The organism is Spirillospora sp. NPDC048824, from assembly GCF_043198455.1.
Lineage (GTDB): Bacteria > Actinomycetota > Actinomycetes > Streptosporangiales > Streptosporangiaceae > Spirillospora.
Genome location: NZ_JBICUS010000002.1, coordinates 281,670 through 297,034, shown reverse-complemented (window position 1 = coordinate 297,034; position 15,365 = coordinate 281,670). Strand labels below are relative to the sequence as shown.

The following is a 15,365-nucleotide window of genomic DNA, read 5'->3' as shown; positions in this document are numbered from 1 at the left end:
CAGCGATGAACCTGAACGACCGCCGGCGCAGGCTTCTCTTCGGAGGGCTCGTGGTCGTGCTCGCCGCCGTCGGCGTCTACCTGACGGTCGCCGGGCCCGGGGGCGGGCCGGACGATCCGGACCCGAGTCCCGCCGCCACGGGCGCCTCGACCGGCTCGGCGTCACCGCCACCGGGGATCGAGGGCACCGTCGACGCGGGTGACTTCGACATCTACCGGCTGCTGCCGTTCTCCCGGGCGGAGTTCGCCACCGCCGCCGACCTGGCGCGCCGCTTCGTCGCCGAGTACGGGACGTACCGCTTCGACGAGACGCCCCAGGCCTACACGGGGCGGCTGTCGGGCCTGGTCACCGGCGACCTGCAGGCGCAGCTCGAACGGGACGCGGCGACGCCCGGGCTGCTGGAGGACCGGCGACGGGACCAGGTCGTCGCGGAGAGCACGGCCACCATCGACCAGGTGCGCAACATCGAGGCCAACTCGATCGTGTTCGTTGTGACCGGCCGGCAGCAGATCACCGAGGGCGGTACCGAGAGCAGCGACAGCAAGCGGTACGCGGTGACCGTGGCGAGGGAGGGCGGCTCGCTGAGGGTGTACGCCTTCCAGCCGGCGGACGTGGGCCAGGCGGGGGACACGGGATGACCGTCCGCCGCATGCTGCTCGTCGGGGCGCTCGGCGTCGCCGCGACGCTCTTCGCGGGGCTGGCCTTCGTTCCGATCCTGTTCGGCGCGAACCGGTTCATGTTCGGTGGCGGGAGCGCCGGATGCGTGGACGTCTCCGAGGCCGGGGCGCAGCCCGAAGCGGCCGGCGACGCGCAGGCCATCCCCTCGAACTACCTGGACCTTTACCGGAAGGCGGGCGAGAAGTACCGCATTCCGTGGAACGTGCTGGCGGCCGTCGGCAAGGTCGAGACCGACCATGGCCGGTCGACGCTCCCGGGCGTGAGCAGCGGCGAGAACTACGCGGGCGCCGGCGGGCCCATGCAGTTCCTCGCGGCGACGTTCAAGTCGTTCGCGGTGGACGGGAACGAGGACGGCCGCAAGGACCGCTACGACCCGGAGGACGCGATTCCCTCCGCCGCCAACTACCTCAAGCACTCCGGCGCGCCGGACCGGATGCGGACCGCGATCTTCGCCTACAACCACTCGTGGGACTACGTCGACCTCGTCCTGGAGTGGGCCGAGCGGTACGTCGGCGGCGAGTTCAAAGTCGTTCAGGCGACCGGCGTCAACTGCGAGGACAACGAGCTGCCCGCGAACGCCGGCGACATCGTCAAGCAGATCATCTCCTTCGCGATGGCGCAGCGCGGCAAGCCGTACGTGTTCGGCGCCAACGGCCCCGACGCATGGGACTGCTCCAGCCTCCTCCAGGCCGCCTACCGGAAGGTCGGCCTCGACATCCCGCGCACGACCTTCCAGCAGTGGCCGTTCGGCGTGAAGATCGACAAGGGTGACGAGCAGCCCGGCGACCTGGTGTTCTTCAACTCCGGTCCGGGGACCTCGTCGAACAGTCCCGGCCATGTCGGGATGGTGATCGCCGACAACAAGATGATCGTGGCGAGCTGCTCGACGTGCGTCCCGGCGATCGGCGTGAAGCCCTACAAGCGCTCCGACTGGGTGGGCGTGACCCGGCCCCTCGCCCGGCCCGACTTCCAGAAGAAGGTCGGCGAACTGGCCGCGCGGCGGCCGGGCGGCTGATCCGCCGGCCTGCCCGGGGCGACGTCACCGGAACCGGCGCCTGCCGACGACCAGCACGATGTCCCGGAGCGCGTCGGCGGCGTCCCGGACGTCCTCGGGCGGCACGCCCGCCATGATCTCCTCATGGGCCACGCGCGACGCCGCCATCGCACGCCCGGTGACGCTCAGCCCCTCCTCGGTGAGCTGGACGAAGCGGCTTCGGGCGTCCCCCGTGTTGGCCTCCCGCTCGACGTACCCGGCCCTCTGACGCGATAAATGCGGCGGGGAACCGCCGGGACGCGTGGCATGCTGATCGGCGTGGAGCACGAGATAACCATCCGAGTCGCCGGCGAGCTGCTGATGTTCCTGCCCGCCGCGCGGCGCGAGCCCGTGAGCCGCCTGGCCTACGACGGAACCTCGACGCTGGGGCACCTCGTGGAGTCGCTCGGTGTCCCGCTGCCCGAGGCCGGTCCGATGACCGTCGACGGTGAACCGGCCGGTCCCGCCGCCCGCCCGGACCCCGGCGCCGAGGTGGGGGTGGAGGCGGTGCCGCGCCCGCAGCCCGTCCCGCTGGAGCCGGGCCAGGCCGCCCCGCGCTTCCTGCTCGACGTGCACCTGGGCACGCTGGCCCGGCGGATGCGCCTCCTCGGCCTCGACACCGCCTACCACAACGACATGGACGACCCGGCGCTGGTCGTCCAGGCCAATGAGGAACGCCGCGTCCTGCTCACCCAGGACCGCGGGCTCCTCCGCCGCCGCGCACTGTGGTTCGGCGCGTACGTCCGCGGCTCACGCCCGGACGACCAGCTCCGCGACCTCCTGGACCGGTTCGCGCCCGTGCTCCGCCCGTGGACGCGCTGCACCGCCTGCAACGGTGAACTCGTCCCGGTCGACAAGCAGGAGATCGAAGGCGACCTTGAGCTGGGCACGCGCCGCAGCTACGACGTCTACGGCCGCTGCGCCGACTGCGGTCAGCTCTACTGGCGCGGCGCGCACGGCGGCCACCTGGAGGAGATCGTCCGTGACGCGACACGCCAGGTCGAGTCCATCCGGGAGACCGGACGGGCCGGAAGCGCCGTCTGACGCCGATGGGGACGACAGGGAAGAGGAGCCGGTGGCGAACGATCTCGTGGTGGTCGGGGCGGCGATCATTTCCGACGGGCGGTTGCTGAGCGCCCAGCGTGCCGAGCCGCCGCACATGGCGGGCGGCTGGGAGCTGCCCGGCGGGAAGGTCGACCCGGGCGAGACGGACGAGGACGCGCTGGTGCGCGAGTGCCACGAGGAGCTCGCCATCAAGATCCGGTTGAAAGACCGGATCGGCGGCGACTGGCGGCTCAGCGGGCAGGCCGTGCTCCGGGTGTGGACGGCGCAGATCACCGAGGGCGAACCGCAGGCCCTGGAACACCTGGCGCTCCGCTGGCTGTCCCCGGACGAGCTGTACGACGTCGCCTGGCTCCCCGGCGACCTCCCCGTAATCGACGCCCTCGCCCACCAGGGCCTCACCTGAGACGGCCCGCCGCAGAAGCAAGACGCCCGCCGTCCGAAGGGGCGGACGACCCCGGCCCCCACCCCGACCCCGCGACGACCCAAACCGTCGCGATCGCGTCCGAAGGCAGGCTTCGAGCGAAGCAAGAAACCTGATCGCGCAGCGAGCCGCAAGGCGAGCCGGAGCGATGCAGCGATCGCACGCAGTGCCCGCCGAAGGGAGGGCCCTCCAGGGCCCGACCGCCAAGGGCACTGCAAAAAAAGGACGAGGGCTTCCCGCCGCGCCGCGGGAAGCCCCCGACGTTCTCAGGAGATGCGATTCGCGCCGGCGTAGTCGGAGCGGTCGGACATCTTGGAGATCTTCACCACATCACCGGTCTGCGGGGCGTGCAGGTACTTGCCGTCGCTGAGGTAGATGCCCATGTGGTGGAGGCTGCCGCCGAAGTAGACCAGGTCGCCGGAGCGGAGCTGGTTCCGGGGGACCTTGGAACCGAGTCCGTACAGGGCGCCGGTGTAGTGCGGCAGCCCGCGCTTGCCGATCTGGGCGTACGCCCAGACGACGAGCCCTGAGCAGTCGAAGCTGTTCGGCCTGGCGGCGGCCCACACGTACGGCGAGCCGAGTTTGGTGAGCGCCTTGCGGGCCATGTCGGCCGGCGCACCCGATCCCTTCACGGTCGCGCGCAGGCCGCTGCGGGGGTCGCTGACCCGGGTGGTGGTCAGCTTGTCCAGCCGCTTCGTGACCTCGGCGACCTTCTGCCTGGCCGCTTCGCGGGCCTTCTCGGCGTCCGCGGCGGCCTTCTCGACCTGCGCCTTCTTCGCCTCGGCGGTGCGCTGCGCGGTCTCGGCCTGCTCGATCTGCTTCTGCAGCGCCTGGACGGTGGTGATCTGGCTCTGGGTCAGGTAGGCGCGTTCGGCCAGCCCTTCGGCCGAGCCGTCGGCACCGAAGATCACGTCGGGGGCGCCGGTCATGTAGTTCGCGGCCGCCATCCGTCCGAGCCGCTCGCGGGCGGGGGTGGCCTGGGCGCGCAACGCCGCGGCCTCCTTGGCGGCGGCCTGCTCGGCCTTCTTGGCCTTGCCCAGGTCGACGCGGGTCTTGTTGTACTTCTCGGTGAGGATCTCGGCCTCTTCGTTCAGCGCGTCGAGGCTTTTGCGCAGCCCCTCCTCCGTCGTCGGAGTGGGGGTCGGGGAGGTCGCGGCGGCGAGCTGGAACGGCGACGTGGCGTGGGCGGCGACGGGCGCGGTGGCGCCGAGGCCGATCAGGAGCATCGTGGCCGTGGCGGCGGGCGTGACGCGCCGCCACCGTCGGGGGGCCGGTGCCAAGCCGGTGTTCTCCTCTCCTCGCGCGCCTACCGGGTTAGCTGACGGGTTCGGGCCAGGAGTCGCCCTACGACGTGTGTCGATTCACCCCAGGGACCTGGGTCCCCGGCTCTCCCGTTCGCGGGAGATTCGGCGCTCCGGTCGCAGCCCCGGGGAGAGGGGGCCTCGGACGACCGGATCTCGGAAAGATTACAAAGAACGAGCAAAGTTGGCGAATCGGGGTCCCTGTGACCGGTGGGGAGGCCTTCGCCGAACGGGTTGCGGGCACGGGCAAGTAGAATGGCCGATGCCGTGTTCTGCGGCGGATCCCGAACTCTCACCCCAAGGCGAGCCCCGCATGCCCATCACCACGCGCGATGACCTCCGGAACGTCGCGATCGTCGCCCACGTCGACCACGGAAAGACGACGCTGGTCGACGCCATGCTCTGGCAGTCCGGGGCCTTCCGGGAGAACCAGACCGTCGACGACCGCGTGATGGACTCCGACGATCTGGAGCGCGAGAAGGGGATCACCATTCTCGCCAAGAACACCGCCGTGCGGCACAACGGGCTGACGATCAACATCATCGACACCCCGGGGCACGCGGACTTCGGCGGTGAGGTGGAGCGCGGGCTGTCCATGGTGGACGGCGTCGTCCTGCTGGTGGACGCCAGCGAGGGCCCGCTCCCGCAGACGCGGTTCGTGCTGCGCAAGGCGCTCGCCGCGCGGCTGCCGGTGATCCTGGTCGTGAACAAGACCGACCGTCCCGACGCCCGCATCGACGAGGTCGTGGACGAGACGTACGAGCTGTTCATGGACCTCGACGCCGACGAGGAGCAGATCGACTTCCCGATCGTGTACGCGTCGGGCCGCGCCGGGCGGGCGTCGCTGGACAAGCCCGCCGACGGCGCCATGCCCGGCAGCGACGACCTGGAGCCGCTGTTCAAGGTCATCACCGAGACGATCCCGGCGCCGTCCTTCGACCCGGACGTCCCGCTGCGGGCGCACGTCACCAACCTGGACGCCTCCAGTTACCTCGGCCGCATCGCGCTGTGCCGGGTGCACGCCGGGACGATCAAGAAGGGCCAGCAGGTCGCCTGGTGCCGGCACGACGGCAGCATCGAGCGGGTGAAGATCACCGAGCTGCTGATGACCGACGCGCTCACCCGCAAGCCCGCGCAGGAGGCGGGGCCCGGCGACATCATCGCGATCGCCGGCATCCCCGACATCATGATCGGCGACACCATCGCCGACCCGGACGACCCGCGCCCGCTGCCGCTGATCACCGTGGACGAGCCCGCGATCTCCATGACGGTCGGCACCAACACCGGGCCGATGGCGGGACGGGAGAAGGGCACCAAGGTCACCGCCCGGATGGTCAAGGACCGGCTGGAGCGCGAACTGGTGGGCAACGTGTCCATCAAGGTGCTGCCGACCGAGCGTCCGGACGCGTGGGAGGTGCAGGGCCGCGGCGAGCTGGCCCTGGCGATCCTGGTCGAGAACATGCGCCGCGAGGGCTACGAGCTGACCGTCGGCAAGCCGCAGGTGGTCGTCAAGGTCGTCGACGGCAAGAAGCACGAGCCGGTCGAGCGGCTCACCATCGACATTCCCGAGGAGCACCTCGGCGCCGTGACCCAGCTGCTGGCGGTCCGCAAGGGCCGCATGGAGCAGATGACCAACCACGGCACCGGCTGGATCCGGCTGGAGTTCCTGGTTCCGGCGCGCGCCCTGATCGGGTTCCGCACCGAGTTCATGACCGAGACCCGCGGCACCGGCATGGCGCACCACGTGTTCGAGGCGTACGAGCCCTGGTTCGGCGAGCTGCGCACCCGTCCGTCGGGTTCCCTCGTCGCCGACCGCTCCGGCGCCGCCACCGCGTACGCGATCACGAACCTGCAGGACCGCGGCACGTTCTTCGTCGGGCCGACGACCGAGGTGTACGAGGGCATGATCGTCGGGGAGAACTCCCGGGCCGACGACATGGACGTCAACATCACCAAGGAGAAGAAGCTCACGAACATGCGGTCGTCCACCGGTGACGAGCTGGAGCGGCTCACCCCGCCGCGGCTGCTGTCGCTGGAGGAGGCCCTGGAGTTCTGCCGCGAGGACGAGTGCGTCGAGGTCACCCCGGGCGCCGTCCGCATCCGCAAGGTCGTGCTGGCCGCGAAGGAGCGCGAGCGCACGCGCGCCCGCACCAAGCGCGCCGGCTAGTTCGTCTCCGTCCCTCGGCGCGGCGTCCCTCGGCGCGGCGGTCGCGCAGCACGGCGGTCCGGCGAGGCGACGGGCAGGCGGAAGACAAAGGGCGGCCCCGCGGTCGTGAGAACCGCGGGGCCGCCCTTTGCCGTGCTGCTCAGTTCAGCTGGACGGTCCCGGTGACGTCGGCGGCCAGGCGAAGCTGGTCCCCGTTGCGGAGGGGGGCCTCCACGCCGCGCGGGAGCCGTTCGCCGTTGACGAACGTCCCGTTGGTGGAGCCCTCGTCACGCACCCACGCAGTCCCGGACGGGTCGAGCCACACGGTGGAGTGGCGGCGCGACACGTTGTCGTACTGCGTGAACGTGGCCGCCACCGGCGACTGGCCCGCGTCCCGGCCGAGCACCAGGTGCTGCCCGACGGAGACCTTCAGCTCGCCCGTGGGGAACATCACACGCAGGATGGGCGTGCCCTTCTGCGGCAGCGGGCGCAGGCACGAGTCGCACTGCGCGGCGCCGGGGTTGCTCAGCACCGCCTCGCAGTAGGGGCACATGAACGCCGTGCTGTCCGGGGCCGGTGGACGCTGCTGGCCCTGGTTGTGGTCGGGCGGCAGCAGCGTCGCCTCACGGCCGTGCGGTGGCGGCATCGGCGGCTGTCCGCCGCCGTGCTGCTGAGGCGGCTGGCCGAACTGGTGGTCGGCCGGGCCGGGCTGCGGCACACCGTACTGGTCCTGCTGCTGGTACTGGTCCTGCGGCGGGTACTGCGGCTCTCGCTGCTGGTACTGGTCCTGGGGCGGTGGGAACTGCTGGTCCTGCGGGGGGTACTGCTGCTCCGGCTGCTGGTACTGGTCGGGCATCGGAGGCTGCTGTTGCTGCCCCTGCGGAGGCCCCCACGGGTCTTGCTGCTGCGGTTGCTGCTGGGGCATTCCCCACGGGTCCCCGGGCGCCTGCTGCTGCGGCATCGGCGGCTGGCCGCCGCCATGCTGCGGCTGACCCCCGTGCTGCTGGTTCTGGGGCTGGCCGTGCTGAGCCTGACCGTACTGGGGCTGACCGTGCTGAGCCTGACCGTGCTGAGCCTGACCGTGCTGAGCCTGACCGTGCTGAGCCTGACCGTGCTGGGGCTGCCCGTGCTGATCGGGAGCCTGGGGCACGGGCGGCGCTCCCCACGGGTCCTGCTGCGGCTGCTGTTGCTGCGGCGGCCCCCACGGGTCCTGCGACTGGCCGGGCGGGCCCGGCGGCTGGTGAGGGGCCTGCTGCTGGGGCGCCTGCTGCTGGTAGGGGTCGTGCTGGGGCGCCTGCTGGTACGGCTGGCCGTGCTGCGGCGGGGCTCCGTACGGCTGGCCGCCCTGCGCCCCCTGCGGCGGGTAGCCCTGCCGCTGCTGGTCGTCGTACCCGCCCGGTGCCTGCCGGTGGGCGCCGCCGCCGGCGCGGGCCAGGTTGGCCCCGCAGCTCATGCACAGCAGGTCTCCCTGCTGGAACGGCTCGTCACAGACAGGACAGTTCAAGGTCGCCATGACACATCCCCCGAGCGCACCCCGGCGCGGTCGAGCCTCGACGTGAGGTGCTCCATGTCACCCCTTCGCGGGATCCCGATGTAGTACACCCGCCTTCCCTCCGGCCCTTCGTCCACGGACACCTGTACTCGGGGCCCTGTTTCATCTCCAGTCTTCCCGATGTCGGCCAGTGCCCCGTACCGTTCGCGTCCCAGTGAGGACAGCGGTACGACGCGCTGGTTAGCCGACCCTCTCCAGAGTAGAGAGCCACCCTCGGGGTGTCGCCCCCCAGGGTTGAGCCGGTCGACGTACGGGCCCGTGATCACGGCATCGCACATGCCCAGGATCTCGCGCGTCTCTCCGATGCGGGCGAGCCGAGAGTAGACATATCCGCTGTAAACCAATATGTCCACCTCAATCGTCTCACGGTCGCGGTCGTCTCGCCACGCGCGGATCCCCCTCAGCAGAGCCGCCAGCGCGCCCGGCTGCTGGAACGGCTCACCACCGGAGACGGTGACCCCATCGACCGGTCCCGGCAGGGAGTCCAGCCAGCCGAGCACCGCCTCGACGGGGACGGCCCTGCCCGGGTCGGCGTCCCACGTGTCCCGCGACAGGCAGCCATGGCAGTGCAGCGTGCACCCCTGCGTCCAGATGCCCGCGCGGGTACCCGGGCCGAGTGTGGTCACCGGATAGTGCGCCTTGGCGAGAAGCAGCGTCTCCTCCGGGCCGCCTCCGGCCACCGGACGGCCGGACGTCACTGGAGATCCAGATGGACGATGCTGCCCTCGCGCCGGATTCCCGTCACGGTGACCTTCTCGTCCGGTACGAGCTCACGGTCGAACAGCGCGCGCGCCAGCGGGTTGACGAAGTGCGACTCCAGCGCCATGCCGATGCCGCGGCCGCCCTTGGCCAGCTCCTCGGTGCACCACCCCCGGAGCGTCTCCAGCGGCTCGCTCTTCACGGCGAGGACGAGCCGGTGCTCGTCGGTCACCCGCCTGCAGATGTTCGCGAACTGCAGGTCGAAGATCTTCTGTGCCGCCTCGCCGGAGATGAAGTCGAACACCACGATGTTGTCGCCGAACCGGTTGAGCAGCTCCGGCCGGTTGAGCACCTCGGTGAAATGGTCGGCGACGGCGCTCTTGATGCGCTGCTCGACCTCCTCGTACGACATTCCCGGTGTGATGTTCTGCACTCTGTCCACCGAGAACCTGTCGGCCGCACCGTGCGCCGGCGCGTCGCGGGTCGTCAGGTCGCGGCCGGGGACGAACATCCCGAGGTTCGAGGTGAAGATCAGGATCGACTCGGAGAAGTGCACGGTGTTGCCGCGCCCGTCGGTGAGCCTGCCGTCCTCCAGGATCTGCAGGAACTTGTCCAGGATCCGCGGGTGCGCCTTCTCGATCTCGTCGAAGAGGATCACCCGGAACGGGTCCTCGCGGACGGCGTTGGTCAGCTCCCCGCCCGCCTCGTGGCCCACGTACCCGGGCGGCGACCCGATCAGCCGGTCGCCGGAGCCCTCGCCGGAGAACTCGCTCATGTCGAACCGGAGATAGGCCGACTCGTCCCCGAAGACCAGCTCGGTGATCGCCTTGGCCAGCTCCGTCTTGCCGGTACCGGTCGGGCCCGCGAAGAACAGCACCCCGCGCGGACGGCTGCCGGACCGGGTCGCCTGCGCGCCCGACAGCCCGAGCACCGCCCGCTTCAGTATGTCGAGGGTCTTGGTGACCGCCTGCGGCTGCCCGATCACCCGATCCGGAACGCGCTTCTCGCCCTCCAGCACGCGGCGCCGCAGGTGGCCGCGGCTCCACGGGTTGTCGAGCACGCCGAGCTTGTAGGTGCGGACCGCGTCCGGCAGATCGGCCAGGTCGACGTTCCGCTCCTTGGCCAGCCGGGTCACCTCGATCATCGACTGGAGGGTGAGCCCGTCGGCCTGCTCGGCGAACGCGTCACACGCCGCCGCGGCCACCTCGTCCGCCCCGACGTCGCTCACCCCGAACGCACGGGCCAGCAGCCGCGCGGTCTCCTGCCGGTCACCGAGATGCGGGCGCGGGATCGTGATCTCGCGGATGGACTCGTTGTCGGTCGTCAGCCACGGCGGCAGGTCACCGGGCCGCTCCACCAGCCACACGATCGGGTTGTAGAGCGGCTTCGGCCGCGGCCCCGTCACCCGGACGGGCCGGGCGCTGCGCGACAGCTTCGCGCAGACGCGGAAGAAGTCGCGTTCGGCGGGCTCCAGATCCGTCGGGCTCCGGGCGATCCGGGACGCCGAGTCGATCACGAACGCGGCGCGGATGTTCTCCTTCGGCCGGGCCACCGCGGCCAGATGCCGGGTCAGCCCCTCCAGCGACGGCTTGTCATCGGCCTTGATCTTGCCGAGCAGCCGCTCGGCCGCCTGGGCCGCATCGTCCGCGCCCACGTCGCCGCCACCCGGATAGACCTGCAGGCCGTCCACCGGGTCGTACACGATCATGCAGTCCGCGCCGCTGGACCGCAGCGTCTCCCACAGAAGCATGCGCAGCGGCAGCAGCCGCGCCACCCCGCCGCCCTCCAGCGGCGGCGCGAGGAAGCTGTCGTACAGGTTGCCCGACAGGACGTACTGGGAGTGCACCGAAAGGGTCGCGTCCAGCTCCCGGATGAACGGCGGCCAGCCCTGCAGCCGCCCCCCGAGCGTCGGCGATTCAATGCTCATGCACACTCCCTCGCGGGGTGACGAACCCCCGCACCCCCCGGTTCACACCGCTCATCCGAAACTCCGCTCCGCTCCGATCACGCCCCCGGGCGTGTTCCGGCACTTCACTTGTGACGCTCCCGGTGGCGTTCGCGTTGGCCCGCACGGCCCCTAGTCTGCCCCGGCCCGGCCGAAACGGGCAGCTCGCGGACCCCGGGCTCCAGCCGCCACGCCACGTCCGAGCGGACCCCGGCGTCCGCCAGCCGGCCCCTGGCGGCCTCGAACGCCTCACACCACTCCTGCTCCCGCTCCACGTCCACCCGCCGGTCGTCCTCGCTCTCCGCGGGCCGCTCGCGCACCATCGACGCCCGCACGTGCGCGGCGTCGTCGACCCGCATCCGCACGCTGTGGTCGGGCCAGCCGCCCTTCGTCAGGGTCAGGGTGCCGTCCTCCGCCGTCAACGTCTCGAACCCGGCCTGGACCTCGTACCCCATGTCCTCGAACGCCGTGGTGATCGAGTCGAGGACGTAGCGGCGCTCGGCCTCCGCCTGCTCGGCGGCGTCGCGTTCGGCGGCCCGGCGCCGCTCCTGCTCCCGGTGCTCCTCGGTGCGGCGGTTGGCGGCCTGGATCCGCAGCCGCACCTCTTGCAGGACGCCCTCGGCCTCCTCCGCCGTCCCGATCCCGGCGAGCAGCCCCGCGGCCTCCGCGACCGCCCGCCGCTCCGCCTCGGCCACGTCGGGCAGCAGCCGCGTCATGATCCTTTCGAGGTCGGTCCGGATGTCGTCCGCCCGGACGTCGTCCTCTGGGGACGGCGGCGGCGCGCTCCGCTCCGTGTCGGCCCGGAGGCCTTCGGCGGGGGCCGTGAAGATCTGCGCGGTGACCTGGGCGGCGAGATGCTCCGACAGGCTCCGTTCGGCCGCGTCCAGGACGGGGTCCGTGGCGGCGCACCAGGCGGTCAGCTCCTCGGCGGACTGCTCGCCGGGCTGGAGCCGCCCGGGAAGCGCCACCTCCGCGCCGATCTTCGCACCGGTCTCGGCGAGCGCCGCGATGCGGGCGTTGCGCTCCACGACCTCGCGCAGGGCCCGCTCGTGGGTCTCGACCTCGGCCAGGGCCGCCGCCCGCGCCTCGGCGCGTCCCGCGGCGAGCGCGGCGAGCGCCTCGGCGCCCCGCCCCGCCAGCCCCGCCCCGCCGCCGAGAACACGGTTCATGCCCAGGCTGAGCACCACCGCGGCGTCCAGGACGACCTCCGCTTCGATCCCGCTGCTCACGAGGTCCCTCCGGTCGTCCGCGCCTGGCGCCATTGGTGCAGCCGGACGCCCGCCCCCACGGCGTGTGCGGCGGGCCCCACGATGAGCAGGAGAAGCCACAGCATGCTCGCGATGGACGACAGCGCCCCGAACAGGAGCAAGAGCAGCAGCAGCGGAATCGTCCCGGCGAGCAGCAGGAACCCGCAACCGCGCCGCCCGGTGCTCTGCGCCGCGCCCGTCATCGTCTGAGACGCCTTCGACAGGCCGCGGCCGCTCGCGCCGAGGAAACCGGAGATCATGGACCACGGCCCCTGGGGCAGATAGTCCGTGCCCTGCGCGCGCGCCAAGAAGACTTCGCTGCCGCAGTGGACCGCCCAGGCGAGCACGGAGAAGACGGCCAGGACGCCGAACGAGACGCCCGAGGACGATTTCTGCAGTCCGACGGAGGCCGTTCCCTCATCGCCGCCGCCGCCGAACAGGGAGCCCACCACCCAGCTTCCGAGTAGCCAGAGGAACAGGAACGGCACCGTCCAGAGCACGGCCCGCGTCACCGCCGAACCGCGTCCGGCGAGCCGCTGCCGTTCCCGCTCCTCCCAATGCGCGCGGAGCGCCTCGTCCCGCTGCCGCGCGGCACTCCGCTCGCGTGCCCGCGCCTCGGTCTCCACGGCGGCCTCGGCCGCGGCGAGCGTCACCGCGAGCAGCCGCAGCGGATCGTCGCCCGCGCCGTCCGCCAGCCACGTGAACCACGGCACCGGCTCGGCGATCGACTCGCGCGCCCGCGCCGCGCCCTCGGCGAGGAGCCGGTGCGTCTCGGCGGGACGCGCGGCCAGGGCGAGCAGCGTGAGCAGGACGGCGGGCGGCTCCTCGGACCCGGCGTCGGGCAGCCGCCTCGCGAGGCCCTGCGGCATCGAGTCCTGGTCGCGCAGCCAGCGCGCCAGATCGTTCCAGGCCGACACATGGGCGCGCCACTGGTCGTCGACCCGGGCCAGGTCCTCCCCGGTCTCGAACCCGGCCAGGACGTGCAGGAGGTGGTGCTCCCAGAGCGCCCGCCCGATGAGGCAGGCGGTGCGATGGTCGGCATGGCGGCGATCGTCGGCGAGGACGGCGAGGCCGGACAGGTCGCCGGCGGTCAGCCGCCGCCCGAGGAAATGCGGGGGGAGTGCCGGATCCAGCCACCGCACCAGATGCAGCAGTTTCACGTCCGGGGGCAGAGCCGTCATGAGGTAGCCGTCGACGAGCCCGATGCGGCCGTCGTCCGGAATCTCCGCGAGCCACTCGCGCAGGCTCCGCCACGCCTCGCCCGACTCTCCGCGGCCGAAGAAGTACTGTGCGGCGTGGTCCCAGTGCTCGACGAGCGCGCGGGCCAGCTCGTCCCGGCGGGTGTAGCGGTGTCCCCTGAACGGGAGGCCGCTGCCCGCCTCCGCTTGGACGCTCTCCTCGGCGACGTGCGGCGAACCGCCGTCCAGCCACTCGCCGACCTGCTCGCCCGTCCACCTTCTGCGCGGGTCGCGGGCCAGCAGGCCCCGGCACAGCAGCCGCAGCCTCGGGTCGCCGACGTCGTCCGCGCTCACCGGACGCGTCGCCAGATGGTCGACCACGACGGTCTCGCTCAGGCCCTCGAAGGGCGCCCGGCCCGTGGCCAGCTCCCGGACGATCATGCCGAGCGACCACCAGTCACGGGCGGGCGACACCTGGCCCGACAGCGACTCGGGCGCCGCGTAGGCCAGCGTCCGCGACGACGACGCGAACACCACGCTCTGGTCGAGCACCTTGCTCAGCCCGAAGTCGGCGATCGCCAGCCGCACCGGCTCGGTGCCCAGCACCAGGACGTTCTCCGGTTTCAGGTCACGATGGACGATGCCCGCCCGGTGCAGCGCCGTCAGCCCCGCCGCGAGCTGCGCCGCGATCTCACCGGCCGTCCCTGCCGGCAGCGGCCCCTCCTGCATCAGCGCCCGCAGATTGCCGTCCGGCGCGTACGCGGCGACCTCGTAGTCGCGCCCGTCCGCATGCCCGGTCTCCAGGATCCGCAGCACGTGCGGTGATTCCAGCGCGGGCAGCTTGGCCCACACCTCCCGGTCGGCGTTGTACCCGCGGCGGAAGATCTTCGCCACGTACTCGTCGCCCCGCGCGTCCCGCACCAGCAGCAGATCCGACTCGGCGCCCTGCACCGGCAGCTCCGCGACCGCCTCGTAGCGCTCGCCGAGCACCGCGGGGAGCCGCATCAGCGAACCGCCGGCGGCCTCCCCGTCCCGCCACGTCTCCGAGGCCGGGCGCGGCCCGGGCACGCGCGACTCGCGCCGCGTCGCTCCGGCGTCGCGCCGCGTGTCCCGTGGTGGGGGACCGCCACCGGGCCCGGTCCCGTCGAACTCGCCCACCGTCGGCTCCGTCTAGTCCTTGTCCTTGATGGCCCGCAGATACTCGCTGATCTTGAACTGGTTGATCATGAACTCCATGAAGATCCGGACCGCCAGCAGCTGGAGCACCCACAGGAACGGAGCCGCGACGAGCAGCAGGAGCGCGAGGAACGTCGCGCCCTGTGCGAGCCACGCCAGCCCGTACCCCGCCACGGAGAGCGCCACCAGGGTGATCAGGGCCAGCGCGATCACGTAGACGATCTTGATGAGCCTGGTGGTGATCATGTGGTCGAAATTCATGTCGAACAACGCCGCGAACACGCCCTTGTCCGTCGGATCACGCGGGGGAGGCGTCCAGCCCTGCTGCTGGTCCTGCGGCCCGTACGCCGGGCCGGGCGGCCGGGGGCCGGGGATCCCGCCCGGCTGCTGCGGCTGGGGCGGCGGGCCGTACTGGCCACCCGGGCCCCCCGGCTGCTCGGGCGCCGGCGGGCGCTGTGGGTAACCGGGGTCGGGTGGGTTCGTCATCTCCGTCGCTCCAGTCTGGGGCCGCCTACAAGGAGACTCTAGAGCCTGCGCCCGGCCCCGCGCCGGAACGAGCCGCGCGGCGACGGCGTCCACGGAGACCGGGGTTCCCGGCCCCCGCATCAAGAGCCCCAGCCGCACACCCCGCACGCTCTGTCACTGGCACACGGCGGGACGCGACCGCCCCACCTGCACCATAGTGGTCCACTATTCAATTAATTGTGGCGAGAACTTCGCTGTGTGCTCACGTCCAGGGCCCTGGGACCTATTTTCTTGGCCGACTGTGGACTTCTGCCTGAATGTTGATCATTTCCGCCCGTTCCGGGACAATGCTCTGGGGTTGTGTCACTCCCGGGAGGTGACCGTGGACGTCAGGTACCTGCCGCTGGTGACCGAGAGAGCCCGCGGACGCCGTCCCCCGACTGCTCCGGCCTGTCCCGC

Annotated in this window: 14 protein-coding genes and 1 riboswitch; of the genes, 6 read left to right on the top strand and 8 right to left on the bottom strand. The window is 71.8% G+C overall.

All coding sequences use genetic code 11. From position 1 onward, the window contains the following. Positions 1-5 precede the first annotated feature (5 nt). Positions 6-638 (top strand): hypothetical protein, encoded by a 633-nt coding sequence (locus ACGFIS_RS04865; protein ID WP_392969595.1) that lies wholly within the window; start codon positions 6-8, stop codon positions 636-638. Continuing rightward, complete coding sequence (locus ACGFIS_RS04860; RefSeq protein ID WP_392900393.1) at positions 635-1,693, top strand: NlpC/P60 family protein; 1,059 nt, start codon at positions 635-637, stop codon at positions 1,691-1,693. Before ACGFIS_RS04865 ends, ACGFIS_RS04860 begins: the two co-directional genes overlap by 4 nt. Positions 1,694-1,717: 24 nt before the next feature. On the opposite strand, the gene ACGFIS_RS04855 is transcribed toward ACGFIS_RS04860, so the two are convergent. After that, the gene (locus ACGFIS_RS04855) at positions 1,718-1,840 is read right to left on the bottom strand and encodes a hypothetical protein (RefSeq protein ID WP_392900395.1); all 123 of its coding nucleotides are present in this window, start codon (positions 1,838-1,840) and stop codon (positions 1,718-1,720) included. A gap of 138 nt (positions 1,841-1,978) precedes the next feature. On the opposite strand from ACGFIS_RS04855, the gene ACGFIS_RS04850 reads away from it, so the two are divergent. Both ACGFIS_RS04850 and ACGFIS_RS04845 read left to right on the top strand, forming a co-directional pair. Next, entirely contained in the window at positions 1,979-2,755 is a 777-nt protein-coding gene (locus tag ACGFIS_RS04850) for a Mut7-C RNAse domain-containing protein (RefSeq protein WP_392900397.1), read from the top strand. Between the two features lie 31 nt (positions 2,756-2,786). After that, entirely contained in the window at positions 2,787-3,179 is a 393-nt protein-coding gene (locus ACGFIS_RS04845; protein ID WP_392900400.1) for a (deoxy)nucleoside triphosphate pyrophosphohydrolase, read from the top strand. 284 nt (positions 3,180-3,463) lie between these two features. Here the strand turns inward: ACGFIS_RS04845 and ACGFIS_RS04840 are convergent, their stop codons facing one another. Then, a complete protein-coding gene (locus ACGFIS_RS04840) occupies positions 3,464-4,477 on the bottom strand; it encodes an NlpC/P60 family protein (RefSeq protein ID WP_392969592.1) in 1,014 nt (337 codons plus the stop codon). Between the two features lie 7 nt (positions 4,478-4,484). Beyond that, positions 4,485-4,619, bottom strand: a riboswitch (cyclic di-AMP (ydaO/yuaA leader). Between the two features lie 192 nt (positions 4,620-4,811). Here ACGFIS_RS04840 and typA point away from each other — a divergent pair. Then, on the top strand, positions 4,812-6,665 hold the full coding sequence (gene typA, locus ACGFIS_RS04835; protein WP_392900405.1) for a translational GTPase TypA: 1,854 nt from the start codon (positions 4,812-4,814) through the stop codon (positions 6,663-6,665). 139 nt (positions 6,666-6,804) lie between these two features. Here the strand turns inward: typA and ACGFIS_RS04830 are convergent, their stop codons facing one another. Next, positions 6,805-7,290 carry an FHA domain-containing protein gene (locus tag ACGFIS_RS04830; protein ID WP_392900408.1) on the bottom strand — a complete coding sequence of 162 codons (486 nt, stop codon included), beginning with the start codon at positions 7,288-7,290 and terminating at the stop codon, positions 6,805-6,807. On the opposite strand from ACGFIS_RS04830, the gene ACGFIS_RS04825 reads away from it, so the two are divergent. Then, positions 7,276-8,241 carry a hypothetical protein gene (locus ACGFIS_RS04825; RefSeq protein ID WP_392969589.1) on the top strand — a complete coding sequence of 322 codons (966 nt, stop codon included), beginning with the start codon at positions 7,276-7,278 and terminating at the stop codon, positions 8,239-8,241. The genes ACGFIS_RS04830 and ACGFIS_RS04825 overlap by 15 nt on opposite strands. Here ACGFIS_RS04825 and ACGFIS_RS04820 read toward each other — a convergent pair. The 5 genes from ACGFIS_RS04820 to ACGFIS_RS04800 form a co-directional block, all read right to left on the bottom strand. Beyond that, positions 8,145-8,822: a 4Fe-4S single cluster domain-containing protein gene (locus ACGFIS_RS04820; protein WP_392969586.1), complete on the bottom strand. Its 678-nt coding sequence runs from the start codon at positions 8,820-8,822 to the stop codon at positions 8,145-8,147. The genes ACGFIS_RS04825 and ACGFIS_RS04820 overlap by 97 nt on opposite strands. A gap of 68 nt (positions 8,823-8,890) precedes the next feature. Next, entirely contained in the window at positions 8,891-10,822 is a 1,932-nt protein-coding gene (locus ACGFIS_RS04815) for an AAA family ATPase (RefSeq protein WP_392900417.1), read from the bottom strand. Positions 10,823-10,926: 104 nt separating this feature from the next. Beyond that, on the bottom strand, positions 10,927-12,069 hold the full coding sequence (locus ACGFIS_RS04810; protein WP_392900420.1) for a response regulator receiver protein: 1,143 nt from the start codon (positions 12,067-12,069) through the stop codon (positions 10,927-10,929). Then, positions 12,066-14,423, bottom strand: a complete 2,358-nt coding sequence (locus ACGFIS_RS04805) for a protein kinase (protein ID WP_392900423.1) — start codon at positions 14,421-14,423, stop codon at positions 12,066-12,068. Before ACGFIS_RS04805 ends, ACGFIS_RS04810 begins: the two co-directional genes overlap by 4 nt. A 12-nt stretch (positions 14,424-14,435) precedes the next feature. After that, the gene (locus ACGFIS_RS04800) at positions 14,436-14,927 is read right to left on the bottom strand and encodes a DUF4282 domain-containing protein (protein WP_392900426.1); all 492 of its coding nucleotides are present in this window, start codon (positions 14,925-14,927) and stop codon (positions 14,436-14,438) included. Positions 14,928-15,365 lie beyond the last annotated feature (438 nt).